Raw genomic sequence first — 20,680 nt, 5'->3', positions numbered from 1 at the left:
GAAATCCTCCTTAAGCAATTTCGCCGATCTGTCTCACAGTCGCTGACGGGGAACACTCCAGAATACTTTGTATATCAAAGTACTTTATAGAGACTCAAATGGCGTCCAACGCAACACTCTCGAGCGACCGTGCCTATGTCCGCGACCTCGCGGAGGCGGGCGAGAATGCGCCGCTTCTGGGCGGACGTTTGCTGGCCTGGTGGGGCGGTCTGATGACGCTCGCCTATATCGGACATTCCCTGATCGCCGCCGAAGCCTTCGGCATCGGCCCGGAAATCCTCTGGGCCTGGTGGCTCTCGATCACGGCGCTCGGCGGCATCGGTCAGTTCGCGCTGCGCCGCTCCGGCGAACCCAAGCCGGGCGGTTCGTCCACCGGCAACCGCGTGCAGTCCGTCGTCTGGATGAGCGCAGGCTTCGTATTGTTTGCCTTCTTCATGGGCGTGATCATCCGTACGCTGTTCTTTGGCGGTGGCTATGAAGGCTTCTACTGGTCCGTTCCGCTGGTGATCGGCCTCTATGGCCTCGGCCAGTTCGTCACCGGTCTGATTGCCGGCCATGGCGCACTGAAATTCGCGGGCCTCGCCGCCTTCGCCGGCACCGCCGCAGCAGCCGTCCTCTCGGGCACTGAGTTCGTCTGGCTCGTTGGTGCAGCGGTCGCGCTCCTCGCCGTCTTTGTCCCGGGGCTCATGCTGATGCGCCGCGAACCTGCCACCACGGTCTGACGGAGCGCGCGTGTGAGCGAGGACAATCCATTCGACCATAACGACATCGACGATGTCATCCACGGACGTCTCCGCCTCGGCGTCATGGCTTACCTGTCGGCTGCCAGCCCCGCTATCTTCGGCGAGCTGCGCGACAAGGTCGGCGCCACCGACGGCAACCTGTCTACCCACCTGAAGAAGCTGGAAGAGGCAGGCTACGTCACCCAGGAAAAGCGCTTTGTCGGCAAAAAGCCCCAGACGCGCGTCTTCCTGACCGACAAGGGCCGCAAGGCCTGGATCCTCTGGATCCAGCGCATGGAAGCCATAATGCGGGCGGCGGAATGAGGATCACGGCGAGTTGAGTTGAACCACCGGGCCTGCCTGTGCGTATTAAGCACATGACACACACCGCGTTTTCCCGCCGCCTTTTCCTCGCCTCTGGCGCCACCGCCCTCCTTGCCGCCTGCTCCGGCGGCGCGCCGAAGGCAGGTGCTTCGACCCCGTCGGAGTATACGGATGATGAATGGCGCGCGCTCAGCCAGGAAGACTGGAAGTCCCGCCTTGCACCCGCCGCCTTCGCCGTTCTGCGCAAGCACGATACTGAGCGCGCGTTCACCTCGCCGCTGAATGACGAGAAACGCCCCGGGGTGTTTCACTGCGCAGGCTGCGACCTCGCGCTTTTTTCCTCCGACACAAAATTCGACAGTGGAACCGGCTGGCCAAGCTTCTGGGATTTCATTCCCGGCACGCTCGGCACCAGCATCGACCGCAAGCTCTTCATCGCGCGTACCGAATATCACTGCGCCCGCTGCCTCGGCCATCAGGGACATGTCTTTGAAGACGGCCCGGCGCCGACGGGTCTCAGGTATTGCAATAACGGTGTGGCGCTGACCTTCAGGCCCGCCTGACAGCTCGCCCCCGCGCCTGATTGGCGAGGGGGCGAAGTCCGTCAGTAGAAGATTGCGGTCGCCAGGAAAGCGAAGAAGAAGCCGGTGGCATAAAGCGCAACGCTCAGCCCCCAGACGATCCAGCTGACCTGCCGAGCCCGGGCGCAGGCGGCGGCCTGCGCCTTGTCCGCGGGGCAGGGCAGGCTGCGCGCATGCCACTGCCAGGCGCCGGAGACGGCCAGCAGAACGCCGGCAATTGCGAACACCAGCGCCTTGTGCTTTCCAAGCCAGACGAGCTGCGGCACGGCTTCGATCAGCCCGGCCATCACCGCGCCCGCGCCGAGGCTAACCAGCAGCGCCGGCAAGGCGCAGCAGATCAGCGTTCCGGTCGATGTGAACAGAGACAGGAAGGCGGGAAGGGTGCTCGGCGGCCGGATTTCATCCGTATCCGTCATTTCGCGACATTCCGGTCAACCGAGACCAGCGAATAGCCCGCCTTGCGGATCAGCTTCTCGAGCGCGGCATCGTCAAGGGACTTCCCGGGTTTCAGGTCTACGCGGACCTGTCCTTTCGACAGGTCCACATGAACTTTCTGCACCGCGTCATCCTTGCCGACGATCTTGCGGATCGACTGGGCGCAGAAGTCGCAGACAAGGCCGTTCACATTGGCCATCAGGATTTCACCGGGGGCAGGTTCAGCCATGGCAGGTGTCTCCGGCGCGGCATGCCACGCTGCCGGCGCCAGGGATAAGGCGGCGGCAAGGGCTAGGGTTTTGATCAGTTTCATCGATTTGATCCTTTGGGTAAGTGTATCAGAAACGCCAGGTCCAGTTGAGCAGGAACTCTTCCTCCTCAAGCGTGTAGCCGGCTTCGACCAGCAGGGGACCCTTGAAGAGGCGCAGCAGCGGCGTGACGGTTACGGGATTGTCCGCTTCAGGATTGTTTTCCACCTGGACCATCGCCCAGGTGTGCAGTGCGCCGAACTCCGCCACATAGGGCGCAAGGCCGATCCGCGCGGCGTGTGATAGGCTTTGGTCGCCGCCAAAGTCGCGGGCGCGCGCGTCATACGAGACGAACACACGCCGCGTTTCCCAGTCTGCGGCTATCCCGGCGAAGCTCGCGAAGTCTGCGCCTTCGCTGCCGAAGGGGTCGGCTGCGCCCGCGCCGAGCTTAAGGTAGAGATTGCCCTGGCTCTGCGGGGCGTTCCAGCGCCGGACAAGCCGGTTATACTGAAGGCCGGTGAAGGTCTGGTCCATGTCCCGGTTCTGCTCGACATAGAGGCCGATGGAATCGGTCGCTGTGGGCGAGTAGTGGACATGCAGGGATGAGTACATCCCGTTGTTTTCCTGCATCGCGGTCCAGCCGCCCGCATAGGAGACGGGCCGGGCGCTGGCAGGCGCTGCAAGCGCTGCAAGGACAATGCCCGCAGCAAGGTATCGAAGGGGCATGATGCCGTTCCTTGTCCTGAAGTTGATCCAATGAATAAGGAGGATCAGGCCTTCGGGGGTGGCGGCTCGGGAATGAGATTCAGCGAAAGAGCGCGGGCGTCCGGCGGAAAGTCAGACGGCAGCGCGAAGACGTCAGCCGCTGGCGCCGGTACGGCGGCATCCGGCAAGGCAGCCAGCACGCCCGGGCAGCAGCAATTGGCGTCGGCGTCCTGCGCCGGCGGTGCTGCGTCCGCAGCCGCCATCATGTCGCAATGCGCATGTTCCGTGGCAGCCGTTTCCGGTTCGGGCGTGTCCATGCTGCAGGGACCCGCATGCGCGCTGAGGCCGCTGGCCGCAATCAGCCAGGCGCCGAGGCAAAGGAGGAGAAGGCGTTTCAGCATAGACGTGTAAGGATGACCCTTCATCCGCATCCGGTCAATGCGGCACTTACTGCGCGGTCCAGCCGCCATCGATGGACAACTCAGCCCCGTTGATCGAAGCCGCCGCTGGTGAGCAGAGGAAGGCGGCAAAGCCGGCAATCTGCTCCACCGTTACGAACTCTTTCGTCGGCTGCGCGGCGAGGAGCACGTCATTCTTAACCTGCTCCTCGGTCATGCCGCGCGCCCTGGCGGTATCGGCGATCTGGCCTTCCACCAGCGGCGTGAACACATAGCCGGGGCAGATCAGGTTGGCGCGCACTCCATAAGTCGCGCCCTCCAGCGCGGTCGTCTTGGTCAGCCCAGACAGGCCATGCTTGGCCGCCACGTACGCCGACTTGAACGGCGAGGCGACCTTGGCATGCGCCGAGCCCATGTTGAGGATGCGGCCCCATTTCCTCGTTCTCATGTGGGGAAGGGCAAGGCGTGTCGTATGGAACGCCGAGGACAGGTTGAGCGCGATGATCAGGTCCCATTTGGCGACCGGGAATTCATCGATGGGGGAAACAAACTGCGTGCCTGCATTGTTGACCAGGATATCCACGCCGCCAAAGGCCTTGGCCGCCTCGGCCATCATCGCTTCGATGGCGTCCGCCTTCGTAAGGTCGGCGCCCGAGAAGGCCGCTGTTACTTTATGATCCCTTTCCAGCCCGGCGCGAAGCGCTTCGATTTCCTTCGCGTCGCCGAAACCGTTGAGGATCACATTGGCGCCTTCGGTCGCAAGCCGGGTGGCAATCGCCTTGCCGATCCCGCTGGTCGATCCGGTCACGAGGGCGGTTTTTCCCTGCAGCATGCGAAGTGTCTCCTTAAGGCGCGGGGGGCCAATGGGTAGTCGAGTGGCTAGGGACGGCGGAACGCTCTGGCAACCCTGATCAGATTATCCCGCACTAATATAGAGAGGACCAGCGAACGATGCCCTTCGGTGGAGAAATCAGTGCCTTCGATGCGGCGTTCCCGCGCTTCCTGCTGTCGACCGGGGCAGCCGGCCTCATGCTGCTCATCGCCGCGGCCGTCTATGTCCTTCTGACGCCGTGGAAGGAGCTTTCCCTCGTCCGGTCCGGCAATACATCCGCCGGGGTCGCCCTCGGCGCGGCCATCGTCGGCCTCGCCATCCCGATTTCCTCGACGCTTGCCTCTTCCATGACCCTTCCAGGCCTCCTGATCTGGGGCGCCATCGCGCTGCTCATGCAGCTGATCGCCTACCGGGCTGTGGACCTGATCCTGCGCGACATTCCCGGCCGCATCGCCAAGGACGAGATCGGCGCCGCCACGCTGCTTGCCGGCGCCAAGCTGTCGGCCGCGCTGATCCTTGCAGCTGGCCTCTGGGACCCCGTGCTCCAGAGGTTATAAGGGCGCCATGCGATTTGACTGGCTGATCTATGTTGGCGCGCTGGCGCTGATGCTTGCGGTGATCTTCGCGACCGCGCCGGACGCCGACGCGCCGGCGCCCGCACCGATGTCCGAGTTCCAGGAAGAACTTGCCGGGGAACTTGGGGCCCTGCTGCCGGATGCTTCGCCGCTGGACGAACTCGTGCTGGTCCAGGTCGGCGAACCGCAGAACGGTGTCGGAACCGCCTTTGCCGTCAACCAGCGCGGCGACTGGCTCACGGCACGCCATGTCGTCGAAGGCTGCGCCAGGGTCACGCTGATGGTTGCGCCCGGCAACTATGTCCCGGTCGCCAGCATCGGGGTGGACGACGAACACGACCTCGCGCTCCTGTCCACCGGCCGCAGCCCATTCCCGGTCGCGCTGGAACTGCAAAGCCCGCTGCGGGTGGGCGATGAAGGCTATGCGGTCGGTTTCCCGCAAGGCGAGCCCGGCGAGCTCGCAACCCGTCTCGTCGCCCGCTCCCGCCTCGTCACGCGCGGCCGGCGCAGCGCCGAGGCGCCGATCCTCGCCTGGGCCGAGATTGGCCGGACGGATGGCCTCTCCGGCACGCTCGGCGGCATATCCGGCGGCCCGATGTTTGATGCCTCCGGCGCGGTGCGCGGTGTCATCGTCGCCGAAAGCCCGCGCCGGGGCCGCATCTACACGACCGCGCCGCAGGCTGTGGACGCCTTCCTCACCAGGCAGGGCATCACCCGCGAACCCGGCCCTGCCGACCCGTTCGACCTGTCCGGCTATGGCGCGCCTTCCGACAATGCACGGCGCAGGTTACAGGTGGTCAAAGTCACCTGCGAGGTTGTGCCATGAGCGATTTTGCCGCCCGTCTCACCGAAGGCGTGCGCCGCCTTGGACCCCTCTGCGTCGGGGTTGACCCGCATGCCGGCATGGTGCCCGCGCTGTTCGGCGGCGACACCGCACGAGGCCTCGAATACTGGGGCCGCGCGCTGGTCGAAGTCGCCGCCGGCCGGGTCGCCGTGATCAAACCGCAGGCCGGCTTCTTCGAACGCCTCGGGCCGGGCGGCATGGCGTCGCTCGCCGCCATCACCCGCGCCGCGCGCGAGGCGGGCCTTCTCGTCCTGATGGATGCCAAACGCGGCGATATAGGATCCACCGCCGAAGGTTATGCCGAAGCCTATCTCGGCAAGGGCGCCTTCTTCGAGGCAGACGCGGTTACCGTAAACCCGTATATGGGCCTCGACACGCTGGAGCCCTTCGCGAAGCGCGCCGAGGCAAATGGAAAGGGCATCGTCGTCCTCGTGCGTACCTCCAATCCTGGCGCCGCCGATTTCCAGATGCTCGATACCGGGGGCAAGCCGCTCTACATGCGCATCACCGAAGCGCTGCGCCCGCTGACCGACCGGTTGATGAGCCCGTGCGGCTGGTCGAACCTGATGATGGTTGTCGGCGCCACCGCCCCGGATGAAGCCCGCCGCGTCCGGGCAGCCGCGCCCCAGGCCCTCTTCCTGGTGCCCGGCTATGGCGCGCAGGGCGGCGCGCCCGGGGATGCAATGGCGGGACTGCTGGCGCGCGGCAACCACGTTGAAGGCGGCGTGATCAGCGCCTCGCGGTCGGTGAACTTCCCGGCTTCCGCCGCCGGCGCCCCCACGGCCGAGGCCTGGCAGGCCGCCATCGCGTCCGCGATTGACGCCGCCAGCGCCGATCTCGCACAGGCTGTCACCGCCTGACATCCCCGCAGTTTTTACCAGCGGCGGCATCCAGCGGCCTGCCTGCCTGCCTGCATGAATGTCCGGGAAATGCCCTGGAGAGGGCCCGGATGAAATCAACACAACACTCCTGCCGCCGCGTGCTCGCGGCGTCAGTTCCGGCGCTGTTGCTTGCAGCTGGCTGCGCGCATGCCGCGCCGCCGCCGCGAGCCCCGTGCCCAGCGCCTGCGCGCTCACGGATATACCCGCCACCCAAGCCAACATGCGCCTGCCGTTCGAGATCGTGAACGGCCGGGTTTATCTGCAGGCCCGCGTCAATGGCGCCGGCCCGCACACCTTTGCCATCGATACCGGCGCCAGCGGCCTCGGCTGCGCCGATGCAAGCCTCAAGGCAGCGCTCGGCCTTGAGGTAATCGGCGCTGTGCGGAACAGTGACGGTTTCATGGCCGCGTGCGCTGATACCGTGCATCCGGACCCGCTGGATGCAGGCGGCGTCGTCCGCGCGGATCTCGACGTGATCACCCGCGACTATAGCAGCAAGGCACCTGAAGGCGCCGAAATCGCCGGCATCATTGGCCGCGACGTCGTCGCCGACGGCCTGCTCGTGATCGATTTCCCCGGCCGTACCGTTTCCTTTGGCCGGAGCCGGAGCGTTCCCGCCAATACGCTGGGCGCGCTCGCCTATGAGCGCCCGTTCCGCGTGCCGGTGATGATCGGCGGCCATCTGGTCGAAGCCAATCTCGACACCGGCGCCGGCGCCGCCATGGTCTTCCCGCGCGCGCTTCATGGGACGGTCGCGGGCGGCCCGCTGGAGGCCGCCGGGCAGGGCAGCCTTTCGAACACCGCAATCAGCCTCGACCGCGGCCGGTTGCTCAGCCTGGTCCGGATCGGGGACCTCGCCGTACCGGATATCGAGGTGCACGTCCCGGACGAGTTTCCGGAGCTGTTTGCCGGCGCCGAAGCCCTGCACCGCCATGTCCTCGCTTTTGACCCGCGCACGCAGCGCGCGGCCGTCTGCCCCGCGAGGCCCTGACCGAGCCCGCATGCTCCCGCTGCGTCACGCCTCGACTTTGCCGCGTTACCCGCTAGTCTGAAAATCTGAGACCCTGCCGCCAGACAGGCAGGGCACGGTTCGGGAGGCACATCATGGACATCAGGAATTTGCGCAGCTGGGCAGGTCCGGCACTCATCGCAGGCTCGGCTCTGCTGCTGGTCGCCTGCGGCGGCCGGGAGACGCGCGTCGCTCAGCCGGAAGGCTTCGCCGCCGTCGACACCGCCCGCATTTCCACCGCCAGCGCCGGCGAGGAATGGCTCACCTATGGCGGCACCTATGACGAGCAGCGCCACTCGAAGCTGAACCAGATCACCAAGGAAAACGTCGGCCAGCTGGGCGTCGCCTGGACCTATGACCTCGCCACCAACCGCGGCGTCGAATCGACGCCCATCGTGGTTGACGGTGTGATGTACGTCACCTCCGCCTGGTCAGTCGTCTACGCCCTCGACGCGAAGACCGGCGCCGAAAAGTGGGTCCATGACCCCGCCGTTGACCGCGCCGTCGGCGTGAAAGCCTGCTGCGATGTCGTGAACCGCGGCGTCGCCCTCTATGACGGCAAGGTCTATGTCGGCGTAATCGATGGCCGCCTCGAAGCCCTCAATGCCGAAACCGGCGCCGTGGTCTGGAGCAAGGTCACCGTCGACCAGTCCAAACCCTACACCATCACCGGCGCGCCCCGCGTCGTGAACGGCAAGGTGCTGATCGGCAACGGCGGCGCCGAACTCGGCGTACGCGGCTACCTCTCCGCTTATGATACCAGCTCAGGCGATCTCGTCTGGCGCTTCTACACCGTACCGAACCCGCTGAAACAGCCCGACGGCGCGGTTTCCGATGACGCCTTCGTGCAGGTCGGCAATGTCACCTGGGGTGACCAGGGCGCCTGGACCACGGATGGCGGCGGCGGCACGGTCTGGGATTCGATCGTCTATGACGAGGTCAACAACCAGATCATCTTCGGCGTCGGCAATGGTTCGCCCTGGAACCGCACCTTCCGCGACCCCTCCGGCGGAGACAATCTCTTCCTCTCGTCCATCGTCGCGGTGGACGCCGAAACCGGCGCCTACAAGTGGCACTTCCAGACCACGCCCGGCGATAACTGGGATTATACCGCCACGCAGACGATCATCCTGGCGGACCTGCCCCTCGGGGAGGGCGGCGCCACGCGCCGTGTCGCCATGCAGGCGCCGAAAAACGGCTTCTTCTATGTGGTCGATGCCGCCACCGGCCAGTACATCTCCGGCGATGCCTACGTACCGGTAAACTGGGCCACCGGCCTCGATGCCAACGGCCGTCCGGTCGAAGTCGCCGAAGCGCGCTATGGCAAGGAACCCTTCCAGCAGACGCCCGGCCCCCTGGGCGGCCATAACTGGCAGCCGATGGCCTTCAACCCGGATCTCGGCCTCGCCTATATCCCGGCGCAGGAAATCCCGCAGGCCTATGGCGAAGACCCGCGCTTCACCTCGCGCCCGGTCGGCTGGAATACCGGCATCGACTTCTCCGCCGGTGTGCCGCCCATCGCCCCGCCGGAGGTCGCCAAAATGCTGCGCGCCAGCCTCAAGGGCCGCCTGATCGCCTGGGACCCGGTTGCCCGCAAGGCCCGCTGGACCGTCGAGCATGAGAACGCCTGGAATGGCGGCGTCCTTTCTACCGCCGGCGGCCTCGTCTTCCAGGGCCGTCTCACCGGCGACTTCTCCGCGTTTGACGCCGCCACCGGCGCGAAGCTCTGGACGCATCCGCTGAAATCCGGCGGCGCCTCCGGCCCCGGCACCTACATGATCGACGGCGAGCAATACGTCACAATCACCACCGGCTGGGGCTCGGCCTTCGCGCTCGCGGCCGGTTTCGGCTTTGACGAGAAAGTCTCCGCTTCCGTCGGCAAGGTCGTCACCTTCAAGATCGGCGCCACCGCAGAGATTGCCGACACCGCCCTCCCGCCGATCGACAAGACGCCCAAAGCCGCCGCCTTCGGCAGCCTCAAGACGATCTCCGATGGCACCGTGCACTACGCCCGCAACTGCGCCGTCTGCCATGGCCCGCTCGGCATCTCGTCCGGCGTGCTGCCGGACCTGCGCTGGTCGGCCATCACCGGAAACGCAGATGCCTGGAAGGGCGTCGTGCTGGACGGCAACCTTGCCGCTAATGGCATGGTCTCCTTCGCTGACTACCTGACCCCGGACGAGTCGGAAGCGATCCGCGCCTATGTCCTGACGCAGGCCCACGCGGCGTCGCAAGCTCGCGGCGCTCAGTAGCCTCAATTCAGCAGTATCGAAGGCCGCATCTGTCCTCACAGGTGCGGCCTTTGCACGTCTGAAGACCGCGCGCCTGACCGCGCGCCTTCGATTCTCATGGCGCCGGGGGCACGCAGGCGCTATCTTCCCCATATGCACATGCTCCTCGGACTTATCGCGCTGCTCGCCACTGTCGGTTTCTGGGTCTGGCGCCTCCAGATGGCGAAGCGTGGGCTGGACGTGGCCGTGGACGTTGCCAAGACGCTCGCCCGTGCGCCGCGCCGGCTCGCCTTCAAGTACAAACTGGGGAAGGGCGGTCTCGACCTGATCGATGATCCGCGCGAGGCCGCCGCTATCATGATGATGCAGGTCGCCCTCGCCCGCGGCGGCCCATTGACGCCGCTGCAGGGCGACATCATTGAGGCGGAGATGCGCGAGCATTTCCAGTATGCGCCGGGCGAAGCCGAAGACCTCGCCGCGCATGCCGCATGGGTTTGCCAGACCTGCCCCCCGGCGCAGGAGACAATGACCCGCCTCGGTAAGCTGATCGTCAACGCCTCGCAGCTCGGGCCCAAAGAAGTCGTTGACCTTGACGCGATGCTCGTCGCCGTCTCCGAAGCCGAGGGCCTGCCGACCCGCGCGCAGCTCGCGCTGCTGCAGGTTTACCGCGATCTCGCCGGCCTGAAGACCTGAGCTTGCGCGCCTCCGGGGGCTGGTCTAGGCCAAGCCATGACTTATGCCGCCCGTGTCTGGAACGACAACTGGATGAACTTCTCCGTGCTGCGGCACGGCGCATTTGACGGCTTCCTCGTCACCTCGAAAAACTCCGGCACGCACTGGGTCAAGTACATGCTCGCCGTCGCGCTCGCCGATACCTACGCCATCGCCCGGCCGGAATATTTTTCCGAGGACGCCGTGCGCCCGTACATCGGCTGGCCGAAGGATGAGGTGGTCTTCCCGCAGCTGCCGCGCCTCGCCTTCAGCCACACGATCCCGCACCGCCTCGCCGACTGGGGCGTCGCCCGCCGCCTTGCGCGCCTGCCGCCCTATGCGCTGTGTGTGCGCCATCCCATGAGCATCCTCGCCTCGCACCACGCCAAATGGGAATATGACATCCAGGTCGACTGGCTCGAATACCTGCGCGGGGACCCCGACGGCAAACGCTACCGCTGCGATCTCTACTGGCTCGCGCGTTTCTGGAACCGCTGGGGCGACGTGGAGAAGGCCTATCCGCCCTCCATTCTGCGCGTTCAGTATGAAGCCGCCCGCGCCGACCCGCGCGGCACGCTCGTGGCCATTGCGCACCACTGGGGCATCAATTTCAGATCTGAAGCGCTCGACGCCGCTGTCGCCGCCGGTACGAAGGAGGCGATGGCCCTGAAAGTCGATCCGAAAGCCGAGCCCAACGTGCTCCAGAACCGCCAGCAGTCGCTCCCCGAACTCTTCTCCGGCGAAGCGCTGGACATCTACGCCGGCCGCGTGCGCGAACTCTTTCGCTTCGATCTCGGCTACGACCTCATGTCGCCGCCGGCGGTGTGAGCATCCCGCTCGACCGCCCATCCGGCCCATACTCGATCCACCAGGGCTCCTGTTTCGCCTGCTCTTCCAGTGTACGAAACACCGGGTCGTCGAGCACCGCCGCCGCATACTCCGCGGCTGCGCCCGTCAGTGGCAGGCCATAGGTGCGAAACCGTGTGACGACCGGCGTGAAGAAGGCATCTGCCGCTGACCAGCTGCCGAACAGGAAAGGCCCGCCCTTGCCATATTTTGCGCGCAGGCCGCTCCACATCGCCTGAAGGCGCATGACGTCCGCTTCCAGAGCCGATGTCATCTCCGGGGCAGGGCGGCGCGCGCGGATGTCCATCGAACAGCTGTTGCGGATTGCAAAAAATCCGGCATGCATCTCACTGGACACCGCCCGCGCAATCGCCCGGGCCTCTGACGCCTCCGGCCAGACTGCGCCGGGCGGCGCCCATTCGGCAATGAACTCGGCAATCGCCAGGCTTTCCCAGATTTCCACCCCGTCCCAGATCAGCAGCGGCACCTTCGCGGTCGGGCTGATCGCCTTCAGCTTCGCCGAGGTCTCCGGAAAATCCAGCGGTACGATGATCTCTTCGACCGGCAGGCCCACCTTGCGCGCCACCAGCAGCGGCCGGATTGACCAGCTCGAATAGTTGAGATTGCCCGAGATGAACTGCCTCATGCAGGCTTTCCTTCGCCGATCGCCCAGCGTGTCTCGTTGAGGGTCACCCGGCCGAACACGCCGGCTTTCGAATAGGGGTCTTCGGCGTTCAGCGCCTTGGCGGCGGCGAGACTTTCGGCCTCTATGAGGAATACCGAGCCGACCATCCGGCCTTCGGCGTCCAGCAGCGGTCCGGCCATGCGCACCACCGGGCCGAGCCCGCCCGCCCAGTGCAGGTGGGCCGGCCGCGCCTCGGCCCGCCGTGCGGCGCCATCGGTTTCGTTATCCAGACAATGCAGGCAGAACAGTGCCAAAACCGGCCCTCCTTGATCGTGTATTCACCGCTATGGCACAGGCTTCGGGGCCTCGCCATGGGCGTAAACGACAGGGAAATACACGCCTCGCGAGTGGACGCTGAATACTATATTGATTGTTCAGGAATTCTGTGTACACTGACCAGATGAGCCGAGGCCTGACCGACGACACCCGAAAGCAAATCCTTATGGCCGCCGTGGAACGTATTCTCCACTACGGCTATTCAAAGACAACGATGGCCGAGATCGCGCGTGACTGCAACATGTCCGCCGGCAACATCTACCGCTTCTTCGCGTCCAAGCTCGATATCGCCGAGGCAATGGCCCAGAAGTTCAACGAGGAATCCTGGCTCACCTTCGCCGAGATCGTCGCCCGCAAGGACACCGCCGCCAACCGGCTGCGCGAACTCTTTCACTATGACCTTGCCCGTACCTACTCGGCCATCGAGGACGAAGCGAAGATCCTCGAGGTCGCCGAAGTGCTCGGCAAGGAACGCCCCCTCTATATGAATGACAAGCTCGCCAAGGAGCGGGTTTTCCTCGTCCAGATCCTCAATGAAGGCATCGCGGCCGGCGAATTCCGCCCACTGGGGAGCCCGGGCGAGACCGCCGAGATGTGGCAGTCCGCGCTGATGAAGTTCCGCTTTCCGCAGCTCTTCTCGAAGCTCACGCTCCCCAAGCTGCAGCGCGAGCTCGACGGCGTGATGGACCTGCTCCTCGCCGGCATTTCCACCGGCGCCAGGGTCCCCGCCCCTTGGGACGGCGTCACCCCTTCGACCGGCGAAGTCTGCCCTGTGACCGGAAAACTCCTGCCCGTCCAGGCCCTGAAGGCTGATTATTGAATAAAAACGATTTGGTTCATTGACCAGCATTCAAGGCGGTGCTAGACATGGCTTATGGACGGCAGCGGTTGCCTTCCACCAGTCCAAAGAGCCTCGCCATGATCACCTCCTCGCGCAAAGAAGCCCGCCAGTCGCTGCTTTCCTTCCTCGCAGCCGTCCCCGCCGCCGCCCTCGTCGTCTGGGCCACGCTCAGCCTCACCCATTTCGTCGTCTGAGCGCGCTGCGTCCTGGCGCTGACCGGCAACCCCCGCATTCCCTGCGCACCGCGTCCCGCCCCTGGCGCGCAGCAGGGCCAAGCCGGAACCTGAGGTTTCCCCCTCCATCAGGTTCCGGCTTTTTCTTTTCCTGATTTTTGGAATGTCAGGCCTTTGCGCCCTTATGGCCGCCGCCATAGACCGGCGCACTGAGCGCCGATGCCTCGTCCAACGGCCAGCGCGGCCGCGACCCGGCGTCCAGCCCGTCCCCCTCACCCACCAGCCCCGCCGCCAGGCGCTCCGCGCCCGCCAGCGCAATCATCGCCGCATTGTCCGTACAGTGACGAAGGGGAGGCGCGATCAGGCGTGCCCCGCTTTCTGCGGCTGCGACTTCCAGCGCCGTGCGGATCGCCTTGTTCGCCGCCACACCGCCCGCCACCACAAACCGCCTGACCTCCGCTCCCGGATCAAATGCAACCAGGGCCCGGCGCGACTTCTCAGCCAGAACATCACAGATCGCCGCCTGGAAACTCGCGCAGATGTCCGCCTTCGCCGCCTCATCCGCGGCGCCGTCCACAACGCGTGCCACAGCCGATTTCAGGCCCGAAAAACTCATCTCCAGCCCCGGCCGGTTTAGCAGCGGGCGCGGCAACTCATGCGCCTTGGCGTTGCCCTGCGCCGCCAGCCGCTCCACCGCCGGCCCGCCCGGAAAGCCCAGCCCCATCAGCTTCGCCACCTTGTCGAACGCCTCGCCCACAGCGTCGTCAATGGTCGACCCCAGCCGGCGATAATCCCCCAGCCCGCGCACCTCGAGAAACTGACAATGCCCGCCCGAGACGAGCAACAGAAGATACGGGAACGGACAATCCGAATCGAGGCGAGGGGAAAGCGCATGCCCCTCCAGATGGTTCACCGGAATGAAAGGAATGCCCGCCGCCTGCGCAATCGCCTTGCCGGTCATAAGCCCCACCAGGACACCGCCAATCAGCCCCGGCCCGGCAGTCGCCGCCACGCCGTCCAGCTCAGCATAGGAAATCCCGGCATCCGCCATCGCCTTCGACACGGTGTGATCGGCAATCTCCGCATGCGCCCGCGCCGCAATCTCCGGCACCACGCCGCGATAGGGCGCATGTTCCTCCACCTGCGTCCGGATCACATCCGACAGCAGCGTCGCGCGCCCACCCTCCAGCCGCAGCACAGCGGCGGCGGTCTCGTCGCACGAAGTTTCAATGCCCAGGATTGTGAGGGGCTTGGTCATGCTGGCCGTATAACGAGGCAAAGGCCCGGACTAAAGTCCCCATCTCCATTAGCTTGCGCTTTATACACAGGGTGGCGGTGTGGCCGGTTCACTTCATATTGGCTGTAAACCAGGGACCGGTCGTCTGCGGCTTCCCCGTCCAGGGCGTTTTGAAAATCGCTCAATCGCGACACAGCGAACTGAAATCGTCGATTGAGTGCTTACAACACCCGACCCTAATCCCCATCCATCCGCAGCGCCGCCACGAAGGCCTCTTGCGGGATCTCCACCTTGCCGAACTGGCGCATCCGCTTCTTGCCGGCCGCCTGCTTGTCGAGCAGCTTGCGTTTGCGGGTGGCGTCGCCGCCATAGCATTTCGCAGTCACGTCCTTGCGCATCGCGCTGATTGTCTCGCGCACCACGACGCGTCCGCCAATCGCTGCCTGGATAGGGATCTTGAACATCTGCCGCGGGATCAGGTCCTTCAGCCGCTCGCACATCTGCCGGCCCCGCCCTTCGGCCCGGTCTCGGTGCACCAGCATGGCGAGGGCGTCCACCGGTTCCTCGTTGACAAGGATCTGCAGCTTTACGAGGTTCTCGGCGCGGTGGCCGATCAGGTTGTAATCAAAACTCGCATAGCCACGCGAGATCGATTTCAGCCGGTCATAGAAGTCGAACACGACCTCGTTCAGCGGCAGCTCGTATTTAACGCAGGCTCGTCCGCCTACGTATGAAAGTTCTGTCTGCACACCGCGGCGGTCCTGGCAAAGCTTCAGGATCGAGCCGAGATACTCGTCCGGCGTATAGATTGTCGCCGAAATCCAGGGCTCGCGGATTTCCGAGATGCGCACCACATCCGGCATGTCCGCCGGGTTGTGCAATTCGATCTCGGTGCCGTCCGTCATACTCATCTGGTAGACGACCGAAGGCGCCGTCGCGATCAGGTCGAGGTCAAACTCGCGGCTGAGGCGCTCCTGGATGATCTCGAGGTGCAAGAGCCCGAGGAACCCGCAGCGGAATCCCATGCCGAGCGCCGCAGACGTCTCCATCTCCCATGTAAAACTCGCATCGTTCAGGCGCAGCTTGCTCATTGCCGCGCGCAGGTCGTCGAAGTCGCCCGCGTCCATCGGGAACAGGCCGCAGAACACCACCGGTTGCACTTCCTTATAGCCGGGCAGGGCCTTGTCGGTCGGCCGCTTATCCTCCGTGATCGTGTCGCCGACCGCCGTGTCGCCGACTTCCTTGATCGAGGCGACGAAGTATCCGACCTCGCCCGGGCCAAGCGAGTCTGCCTCGGTGAGTTTCGGATTGAACGTGCCGATCTTGTCGATCTCGTAGACGCCGCCGGTCCGCATCATGCGGATCGCCTGCTTCTTCTTCAGCACGCCGTCATGCACACGCACGATGACGACCACGCCGAGGTAGGGGTCGTAATAGGCGTCCACCAGCGCCGCCTTCAGCGGGGCGTTAACGTCGCCCGTCTTCGGCGCCGGCAACTGCGTGACGATGGCCTCCAGCACGTTCGGAATACCGAGGCCCGTCTTCGCGGAAATCTCCACCGCGTTCGCCGTGTCGAGGCCGATGATCTCCTCGATCTGCTCCTTCACACGCGCCACGTCCGCCGCCGGCAGGTCCACCTTGTTCAGCACCGGCACGATCTCGTGGTTCTGGTCGATCGCCTGGTAGACGTTGGCCAGCGTCTGCGCTTCCACGCCTTGCGACGCGTCCACCACCAGCAGCGAGCCCTCGCAGGCAGCAAGACACCGGCTCACCTCATAGGCGAAGTCCACGTGTCCCGGCGTGTCCATAAGGTTCAGCGTATAGGTCTCGCCGTCATTGGCCTTGTAGCTGAGGCGCACGGTCTGCGCCTTGATGGTGATGCCGCGCTCTTTCTCGATATCCATGGAATCGAGCACCTGCTCGCTCATTTCGCGGTCGGTCAGCCCGCCGCAAGCCTGGATCAGGCGGTCGGCAAGGGTCGATTTGCCGTGGTCGATATGGGCAATGATCGAGAAATTTCGGATTTTGTCGCGTGGGGTCATGGGCGGCATATAGCGGGCGAGGTGCGGCGCGGGAAGTAGCTGTCGGCGGGCGGTGCCACTGGCGCCGCGGGGCGGCGCGGCGTAAAGATTGACCGGTTGGATCGAGAAGGACATTCCATGAGACTTATGCTCACCACTGCGGCCGCCCTGGCGCTCGGCGCCTGTTGCCATAGCCCCAGAACCGCGGCGGATGCGCCCGCGCCTGCCGCCGATCCAGCCACTGCAGAGGAAACCGCCGTGGAACCCACCGAATGGCAGGAACCCGTCATGCCCACCGCCGAAGAGGCGGCCAAGGCTTCCGCCGACGCGCAGGCTGCTGCTGAAGCCGGCGTCGTCTATGTGGGCGAAGACAAGAAAGGCGGCGCCGTCATGATGAAAACCGGCGAAACCCTCCGTATTGAACTCGGTTCGATCCCCACCGCGGGCTATGTCTGGACTGTCGCCGAGGCCCCGGCCTTCATGAAACAGGTCGCCGAAGGCGGCCGCCCGACCAATCCGGCCTATCAGAACCTGCCGGGCTATACCGGCGGCAACCATTATATCAGCTTCGATTTCCAGCCCGTCGAAGCCGGCAGCGGCACCTTCAAGCTGACCGAAGGCCGCCCCTGGGAAACCGATGAAGACCCGATGGACACCTTCGAGCTGACCGTCACGGTCACGGAGTAGGCCCGCCTTGCCGGACACCCAGCCCGTTCCTGCCAAGACCGGCATCACTGATGAGGGCTACCTCACCGACAGCTGGTACCTGGCCGCGCCGTCAGCCCGTCTGAAGCCCGGTATGCAGGACAGGCTGATGATCCTCGGCGAGCCGGTCGTCGTCGGACGTACCCCCGCCGGCGAGGCCTTCGCCCTGCGCGATATCTGCCCCCACCGTCTCGTGCCGCTGTCGGCCGGCAAGCAGATTGAGACAAAAGGGGAGTGGACGCTCCAGTGCCCTTATCACGGCTGGCGCTTCGGCACCGATGGCGGCTGCCGCCTGATGCCAAGCCTTACCGAGGGCAGTCCCTACGACCCTACGAAAGTGAAAGTCCGCCGCTATCCCGTCCACGAGGCAAACGGCGCCGTCTATCTCTATGTCGGGCATGACCCGCGCAGCACCGCCCCGCCCGCTGCGGCGCCGCCCTCATTCGGTCGGCTCCCGGACAAACCGGGCTTCGTTATCGAGGATGTCTTCAACGCCCATATGGACGACGCCGTCGTCGGCCTGATGGACCCTGCCCACGTCCCCTTCGTGCATAACCAGTGGTGGTGGCGCCCGCCTTCCGCAGGCCTCAAGCTCAAGGAAAAGCCCTTCGGCCCGATCGAGCGCGGCTGGGCCATCGACCGCCACGCCCCCTCGTCCAATTCCAAACTCTACCGCTGGGTCTTTGGCGGAAACGTCATGACCGAGATCTGTTTCCAGCTTCCGGGCTACCGCTGGGAAATCATCTCCAACGACACCGCGCGCCTCCTCACGCTCACCTGCCTCACGCCCGAGGCGCCGAAGAAAACCCGCATCACCCAGTTCACCTGGTGGACCGGCGCTCCGCTGCTCCACCTCGCGGTGCCCGTCGCCAAACGCATGGGCCGCAAATTCCTCGCGCAGGACGGCGAAATGGGAGACCTGCAAAATCAGGGCATGCCCCATCAGAAAGCCATGCTCTGGATCGACGATATCGACGTGCAGGCCAAATGGTACCAGCAGCTCAAACGCGAATGGACCGCCGCCCGCACCGAAGGCCGCGACTTCACGAACCCCATCCAGCCCCGTGTGCTGAAGTGGATGAGTTGAGCCCAGAACCCGCCTTCAGTTCGCGGCATGTGTCTGCGTCAGCAGGAAGGTGCTTTGCGCCAGCTAAACCAAAGTGAGTTCCTTCGCATCATGTGGCCGCACCTGCCCTGCGTTGTCTTTATGGTCGCCGTGAACGCATACTACCTCACTTGCATAATGCCGGGTCTTCCAAGTGAGCCGGATCCGGCCAAGGGGTATAAAACCAGGATCGAGGTCAATCAGGAGACAGCCTATATTTCTGCGCCGGAGCTGACGCTTCTCTTCGGAAGCATTCTTCTGGGAATGCTCGCCGCGCTGTTTGGATTCCGGCGCCTGCACGGAGCGCAGAAAGCCCTGCGCATTTCCAATGCTTCCTCAGCGAATGAAGCTCGCCGCCTTCCTGCTGACGCTCATCACCTTCCTGCTGACGCTCATGGGGCTGGTCGCAGGCACCACAACGCTTCCGGAGCTGCCTGAACCAGCTGCTTCTGCCACACTCATCCTCCTCGGCGAACAGTATCTCCTCCCCTCCATCTCCCCCTCGGCGACACGCGCGAAATCAACGTCTGGGTCCAGCCCGGCATTACGGAAGGCCGCGCGCCCGGTGCGGTTGTCTGCCTGCCCGGCGGCGGCCTGGATCAGGACTTCAGACACATCGCCGCCCTCGGCGAACTCTGCGCGCTCTCCTGGACCTGCGAGACCACACTCATCGTTGGCATACAGACGAAAGACCGCCAGCACGAACTGACCCCCGCTGCCACCGATCCGCGCTTTGCTGAAGGTTTCCCCGCAGCGGGCGGCGCCGCCGATTTCCGCCGCTTCATCATCGAGGAAGTCCGCGCCTTCGTCGAAGCGCGCTACCCCGCCGCCCGCGCACCGCCTTGAGGGGCGAAAGCCTCGCCGGCCTCTTCGTCACCGACACGCTGCCCGATGCGCCCACCCTGTTTGACGACTATATCGCCATCTCGCCCAGCCTCTGGTGGGGCGCTGGCCGCATCGCCCGGAACGCGCCCTCGAAACTCGCGGGGCAGGGCTTTGAAGGCCGCCGCGTCTACATGGCCCTCGCCCATGAAGGCGCCGCCCTGCAGGCAGGCGTCGATGCGCTCCGCATCGCCCTTGAAGTCGCTCCGCCTCTGGGTCTTGAATTTGCCTTTGCCAACCGCACCGCGAGTGAGACCCATGCCACAATCTGCCCCGGCGAAGCGCTCGCGGCCTTTCGCTGTCTCTATCCCATGCCGCCATGGGAAGGGGAGACGCCCTGGTGGATGTCGCCGGACGGCGTGCCCTCTGCGCCCACCGATCAGCCCGCGTCTTGCGGTTTAATTCACCGGCAGTTCACGCTGCCCCAAAATAGCCTTGAAAAAATATCATTCAGAACACTGGCCGGGTAGAGCATTCGGTCCAAGTCTTGGCAGGCGCGACGCAAAGCGCGCTTCCCATAAGAAACCCGCCAGTCACCAAAAGGACGTCCCCCCATGAAATTCAAACTGTTCGCTGTTGCGGCTGTCAGCGCCTTTGCGCTTGCCGCCTGCGCCCCCGCCGAAACCGTCACGACCGAGCCGGCCGCTGTCGAAGAAGTCATTGCCGAACCGGTTGTCGAAGAAGTCGTCGCACCGACCACGGTCGTTGACGTCGCCGCCGGCAACCCGGATTTCTCAACGCTCGTCGCTGCCATCACGGCTGCCGGACTTGGCGAAACGCTCGCCGGCGAAGGCCCGTTCACCGTGTTCGCGCCGACCAACGCCGCGTTTGCCGCCCTGCCGGCCGGTACGCTCGACAGCCTGCTGCTGCCCGAGAACAAGGACCAGCTGACCGCAATCCTGACCTACCACGTCGTCCCGGGCACCGTGATGGCAGCCGACCTGCCAGCCACCGCCACGGACGTTGCAACCGTGAACGGCGCAATGGTTTCCGTCGTGGCAGCGCCGGAAGGCGCCACCATCAACGGCGCCAAGATCACCGCCGCTGACGTGCCCGCCTCGAACGGCGTGATCCACGTCATCGACACGGTTCTTCTGCCGAACTAATCGGCCCGCAACGGGTCGAAACCGGGCCGCGCCTCCCGATCGGGGGTGCGGCCTTTTTTCTTCGTGACGATCCAAATCAACGCGGTACGCCGCCTGAAGGCTGTATAACTGCCCATGATTGCATACGCTCTGAAACCGCTTGCCAGCCTCGCTTTCGCGCTCCTGTTCGCGTTTGGCGCTACAGCCGAGGAGGCCACGCCCATGCCCGCCTACACAGTCATCGCCGAAGACGGCGCCGCCGAAATCCGCGCCTATGCCCCGATGATCGTTGCCGAAGTGACCGTGGAGGCGCCCTCCCTGGCGGAAG

At 65.0% G+C, this 20,680-nt stretch carries 27 protein-coding genes; 18 read left to right on the top strand and 9 right to left on the bottom strand.

Annotated features, from left to right (window positions below; genetic code table 11):
* Positions 1-98: 98 nt before the first annotated feature.
* From WEA77_RS09045 to msrB, 3 genes are read left to right on the top strand one after another with little or no spacing between them, the layout of a single operon-like run.
* Entirely contained in the window at positions 99-722 is a 624-nt protein-coding gene (locus WEA77_RS09045; protein WP_368067546.1) for a hypothetical protein, read from the top strand.
* Positions 723-734: 12 nt separating this feature from the next.
* On the top strand, positions 735-1,046 hold the full coding sequence (locus WEA77_RS09040; protein ID WP_291039409.1) for a transcriptional regulator: 312 nt from the start codon (positions 735-737) through the stop codon (positions 1,044-1,046).
* A 53-nt stretch (positions 1,047-1,099) separates the two neighbouring features.
* Positions 1,100-1,609 carry a peptide-methionine (R)-S-oxide reductase MsrB gene (gene msrB, locus WEA77_RS09035; RefSeq protein ID WP_368067545.1) on the top strand — a complete coding sequence of 170 codons (510 nt, stop codon included), beginning with the start codon at positions 1,100-1,102 and terminating at the stop codon, positions 1,607-1,609.
* 41 nt (positions 1,610-1,650) lie between these two features.
* Here msrB and WEA77_RS09030 read toward each other — a convergent pair whose 3' ends face one another.
* The 5 genes from WEA77_RS09030 to WEA77_RS09010 are packed head-to-tail and all read right to left on the bottom strand — an operon-like array spanning position 1,651 to position 4,245.
* A complete protein-coding gene (locus WEA77_RS09030) occupies positions 1,651-2,043 on the bottom strand; it encodes a hypothetical protein (protein WP_368067544.1) in 393 nt (130 codons plus the stop codon).
* Positions 2,040-2,375, bottom strand: a complete 336-nt coding sequence (locus tag WEA77_RS09025) for a heavy-metal-associated domain-containing protein (protein ID WP_368067543.1) — start codon at positions 2,373-2,375, stop codon at positions 2,040-2,042. The genes WEA77_RS09030 and WEA77_RS09025 overlap by 4 nt, the downstream gene beginning before the upstream one ends.
* 25 nt (positions 2,376-2,400) lie before the next feature.
* On the bottom strand, positions 2,401-3,036 hold the full coding sequence (locus tag WEA77_RS09020) for a hypothetical protein (protein WP_368067542.1): 636 nt from the start codon (positions 3,034-3,036) through the stop codon (positions 2,401-2,403).
* 44 nt (positions 3,037-3,080) lie between these two features.
* Positions 3,081-3,440 carry a hypothetical protein gene (locus WEA77_RS09015; protein WP_368067541.1) on the bottom strand — a complete coding sequence of 120 codons (360 nt, stop codon included), beginning with the start codon at positions 3,438-3,440 and terminating at the stop codon, positions 3,081-3,083.
* A gap of 22 nt (positions 3,441-3,462) precedes the next feature.
* Complete coding sequence (locus tag WEA77_RS09010) at positions 3,463-4,245, bottom strand: 3-hydroxybutyrate dehydrogenase (protein ID WP_368067540.1); 783 nt, start codon at positions 4,243-4,245, stop codon at positions 3,463-3,465.
* A gap of 119 nt (positions 4,246-4,364) precedes the next feature.
* Between WEA77_RS09010 and WEA77_RS09005 the strand changes: the two genes are divergently transcribed.
* From WEA77_RS09005 to WEA77_RS08975, 7 genes are all read left to right on the top strand, one after another.
* Complete coding sequence (locus WEA77_RS09005) at positions 4,365-4,802, top strand: DUF350 domain-containing protein (protein WP_368067539.1); 438 nt, start codon at positions 4,365-4,367, stop codon at positions 4,800-4,802.
* A 7-nt stretch (positions 4,803-4,809) separates the two neighbouring features.
* Positions 4,810-5,646 carry a serine protease gene (locus tag WEA77_RS09000; RefSeq protein WP_368067538.1) on the top strand — a complete coding sequence of 279 codons (837 nt, stop codon included), beginning with the start codon at positions 4,810-4,812 and terminating at the stop codon, positions 5,644-5,646.
* The gene (gene pyrF / locus WEA77_RS08995) at positions 5,643-6,524 is read left to right on the top strand and encodes an orotidine-5'-phosphate decarboxylase (protein WP_368067537.1); all 882 of its coding nucleotides are present in this window, start codon (positions 5,643-5,645) and stop codon (positions 6,522-6,524) included. Before WEA77_RS09000 ends, pyrF begins: the two co-directional genes overlap by 4 nt.
* A gap of 193 nt (positions 6,525-6,717) precedes the next feature.
* Positions 6,718-7,536, top strand: a complete 819-nt coding sequence (locus WEA77_RS08990; protein ID WP_368067536.1) for an aspartyl protease family protein — start codon at positions 6,718-6,720, stop codon at positions 7,534-7,536.
* A gap of 113 nt (positions 7,537-7,649) precedes the next feature.
* Positions 7,650-9,806, top strand: coding sequence for a PQQ-dependent dehydrogenase, methanol/ethanol family (locus WEA77_RS08985; protein ID WP_368067535.1), 2,157 nt, complete (start codon positions 7,650-7,652; stop codon positions 9,804-9,806).
* Positions 9,807-9,938: 132 nt separating this feature from the next.
* Entirely contained in the window at positions 9,939-10,478 is a 540-nt protein-coding gene (locus WEA77_RS08980; protein WP_368067534.1) for a hypothetical protein, read from the top strand.
* Between the two features lie 36 nt (positions 10,479-10,514).
* On the top strand, positions 10,515-11,324 hold the full coding sequence (locus WEA77_RS08975) for a sulfotransferase family protein (RefSeq protein ID WP_368067533.1): 810 nt from the start codon (positions 10,515-10,517) through the stop codon (positions 11,322-11,324).
* Here the strand turns inward: WEA77_RS08975 and WEA77_RS08970 are convergent.
* Positions 11,302-11,988 (bottom strand): glutathione S-transferase, encoded by a 687-nt coding sequence (locus WEA77_RS08970; protein ID WP_368067532.1) that lies wholly within the window; start codon positions 11,986-11,988, stop codon positions 11,302-11,304. The two genes, WEA77_RS08975 and WEA77_RS08970, sit on opposite strands and share 23 nt — an antisense overlap.
* Positions 11,985-12,281, bottom strand: a complete 297-nt coding sequence (locus tag WEA77_RS08965) for a YciI family protein (RefSeq protein ID WP_368067530.1) — start codon at positions 12,279-12,281, stop codon at positions 11,985-11,987. Before WEA77_RS08965 ends, WEA77_RS08970 begins: the two co-directional genes overlap by 4 nt.
* 188 nt (positions 12,282-12,469) lie before the next feature.
* Here WEA77_RS08965 and WEA77_RS08960 point away from each other — a divergent pair, with 188 nt between their 5' ends.
* Positions 12,470-13,123, top strand: a complete 654-nt coding sequence (locus WEA77_RS08960; protein WP_368067529.1) for a TetR/AcrR family transcriptional regulator — start codon at positions 12,470-12,472, stop codon at positions 13,121-13,123.
* 47 nt (positions 13,124-13,170) lie between these two features.
* Positions 13,171-13,338, top strand: a complete 168-nt coding sequence (locus tag WEA77_RS08955; protein WP_368067528.1) for a hypothetical protein — start codon at positions 13,171-13,173, stop codon at positions 13,336-13,338.
* Positions 13,339-13,483: 145 nt separating this feature from the next.
* Here WEA77_RS08955 and tsaD read toward each other — a convergent pair whose 3' ends face one another.
* Both tsaD and lepA read right to left on the bottom strand, forming a co-directional pair.
* Positions 13,484-14,575 (bottom strand): tRNA (adenosine(37)-N6)-threonylcarbamoyltransferase complex transferase subunit TsaD, encoded by a 1,092-nt coding sequence (tsaD, locus tag WEA77_RS08950; protein WP_368067527.1) that lies wholly within the window; start codon positions 14,573-14,575, stop codon positions 13,484-13,486.
* Positions 14,576-14,790: 215 nt separating this feature from the next.
* On the bottom strand, positions 14,791-16,596 hold the full coding sequence (gene lepA / locus WEA77_RS08945; protein ID WP_368067525.1) for a translation elongation factor 4: 1,806 nt from the start codon (positions 16,594-16,596) through the stop codon (positions 14,791-14,793).
* Positions 16,597-16,713: 117 nt separating this feature from the next.
* Between lepA and WEA77_RS08940 the strand changes: the two genes are divergently transcribed.
* The 6 genes from WEA77_RS08940 to WEA77_RS08915 all read left to right on the top strand — a co-directional run bounded on the left by WEA77_RS08940 (position 16,714) and on the right by WEA77_RS08915 (position 20,373).
* Positions 16,714-17,262 carry a protease inhibitor I42 family protein gene (locus WEA77_RS08940; RefSeq protein ID WP_368067524.1) on the top strand — a complete coding sequence of 183 codons (549 nt, stop codon included), beginning with the start codon at positions 16,714-16,716 and terminating at the stop codon, positions 17,260-17,262.
* Positions 17,263-17,269: 7 nt separating this feature from the next.
* Entirely contained in the window at positions 17,270-18,367 is a 1,098-nt protein-coding gene (locus WEA77_RS08935; protein ID WP_368067523.1) for a Rieske 2Fe-2S domain-containing protein, read from the top strand.
* Positions 18,368-18,421: 54 nt separating this feature from the next.
* Entirely contained in the window at positions 18,422-18,823 is a 402-nt protein-coding gene (locus WEA77_RS08930; RefSeq protein WP_368067522.1) for a hypothetical protein, read from the top strand.
* 81 nt (positions 18,824-18,904) lie between these two features.
* A complete protein-coding gene (locus WEA77_RS08925) occupies positions 18,905-19,231 on the top strand; it encodes an alpha/beta hydrolase-fold protein (RefSeq protein ID WP_368067547.1) in 327 nt (108 codons plus the stop codon).
* A complete protein-coding gene (locus WEA77_RS08920) occupies positions 19,228-19,737 on the top strand; it encodes a hypothetical protein (RefSeq protein WP_368067521.1) in 510 nt (169 codons plus the stop codon). The genes WEA77_RS08925 and WEA77_RS08920 overlap by 4 nt, the downstream gene beginning before the upstream one ends.
* An 84-nt stretch (positions 19,738-19,821) precedes the next feature.
* Complete coding sequence (locus tag WEA77_RS08915; RefSeq protein WP_368067520.1) at positions 19,822-20,373, top strand: fasciclin domain-containing protein; 552 nt, start codon at positions 19,822-19,824, stop codon at positions 20,371-20,373.
* Positions 20,374-20,680 lie beyond the last annotated feature (307 nt).

Source organism: Hyphomonas sp. (assembly GCF_040882205.1).
Lineage (GTDB): Bacteria > Pseudomonadota > Alphaproteobacteria > Caulobacterales > Hyphomonadaceae > Hyphomonas.
The sequence above is the reverse complement of the archived record's forward strand: the minus strand, read 5'-3'. Positions and strand labels throughout refer to the sequence as shown.

Coding starts and splice junctions, on each gene's coding strand:
- WEA77_RS09045 (WP_368067546.1), top strand. CDS start 99: ATGGCGTCCAACGCAACACTCTCGAGCGACCGTGCCTATGTCCGCGAC.
- msrB (WP_368067545.1), top strand. CDS start 1,100: ATGACACACACCGCGTTTTCCCGCCGCCTTTTCCTCGCCTCTGGCGCC.
- WEA77_RS09030 (WP_368067544.1), bottom strand. CDS start 2,043: ATGACGGATACGGATGAAATCCGGCCGCCGAGCACCCTTCCCGCCTTC.
- WEA77_RS09025 (WP_368067543.1), bottom strand. CDS start 2,375: ATGAAACTGATCAAAACCCTAGCCCTTGCCGCCGCCTTATCCCTGGCG.
- WEA77_RS09020 (WP_368067542.1), bottom strand. CDS start 3,036: ATGCCCCTTCGATACCTTGCTGCGGGCATTGTCCTTGCAGCGCTTGCA.
- WEA77_RS09015 (WP_368067541.1), bottom strand. CDS start 3,440: ATGAAGGGTCATCCTTACACGTCTATGCTGAAACGCCTTCTCCTCCTT.
- WEA77_RS09010 (WP_368067540.1), bottom strand. CDS start 4,245: ATGCTGCAGGGAAAAACCGCCCTCGTGACCGGATCGACCAGCGGGATC.
- WEA77_RS09005 (WP_368067539.1), top strand. CDS start 4,365: ATGCCCTTCGGTGGAGAAATCAGTGCCTTCGATGCGGCGTTCCCGCGC.
- WEA77_RS09000 (WP_368067538.1), top strand. CDS start 4,810: ATGCGATTTGACTGGCTGATCTATGTTGGCGCGCTGGCGCTGATGCTT.
- pyrF (WP_368067537.1), top strand. CDS start 5,643: ATGAGCGATTTTGCCGCCCGTCTCACCGAAGGCGTGCGCCGCCTTGGA.
- WEA77_RS08985 (WP_368067535.1), top strand. CDS start 7,650: ATGGACATCAGGAATTTGCGCAGCTGGGCAGGTCCGGCACTCATCGCA.
- WEA77_RS08980 (WP_368067534.1), top strand. CDS start 9,939: ATGCACATGCTCCTCGGACTTATCGCGCTGCTCGCCACTGTCGGTTTC.
- WEA77_RS08975 (WP_368067533.1), top strand. CDS start 10,515: ATGACTTATGCCGCCCGTGTCTGGAACGACAACTGGATGAACTTCTCC.
- WEA77_RS08970 (WP_368067532.1), bottom strand. CDS start 11,988: ATGAGGCAGTTCATCTCGGGCAATCTCAACTATTCGAGCTGGTCAATC.
- WEA77_RS08960 (WP_368067529.1), top strand. CDS start 12,470: ATGGCCGCCGTGGAACGTATTCTCCACTACGGCTATTCAAAGACAACG.
- WEA77_RS08955 (WP_368067528.1), top strand. CDS start 13,171: ATGGCTTATGGACGGCAGCGGTTGCCTTCCACCAGTCCAAAGAGCCTC.
- tsaD (WP_368067527.1), bottom strand. CDS start 14,575: ATGACCAAGCCCCTCACAATCCTGGGCATTGAAACTTCGTGCGACGAG.
- lepA (WP_368067525.1), bottom strand. CDS start 16,596: ATGACCCCACGCGACAAAATCCGAAATTTCTCGATCATTGCCCATATC.
- WEA77_RS08940 (WP_368067524.1), top strand. CDS start 16,714: ATGAGACTTATGCTCACCACTGCGGCCGCCCTGGCGCTCGGCGCCTGT.
- WEA77_RS08915 (WP_368067520.1), top strand. CDS start 19,822: ATGAAATTCAAACTGTTCGCTGTTGCGGCTGTCAGCGCCTTTGCGCTT.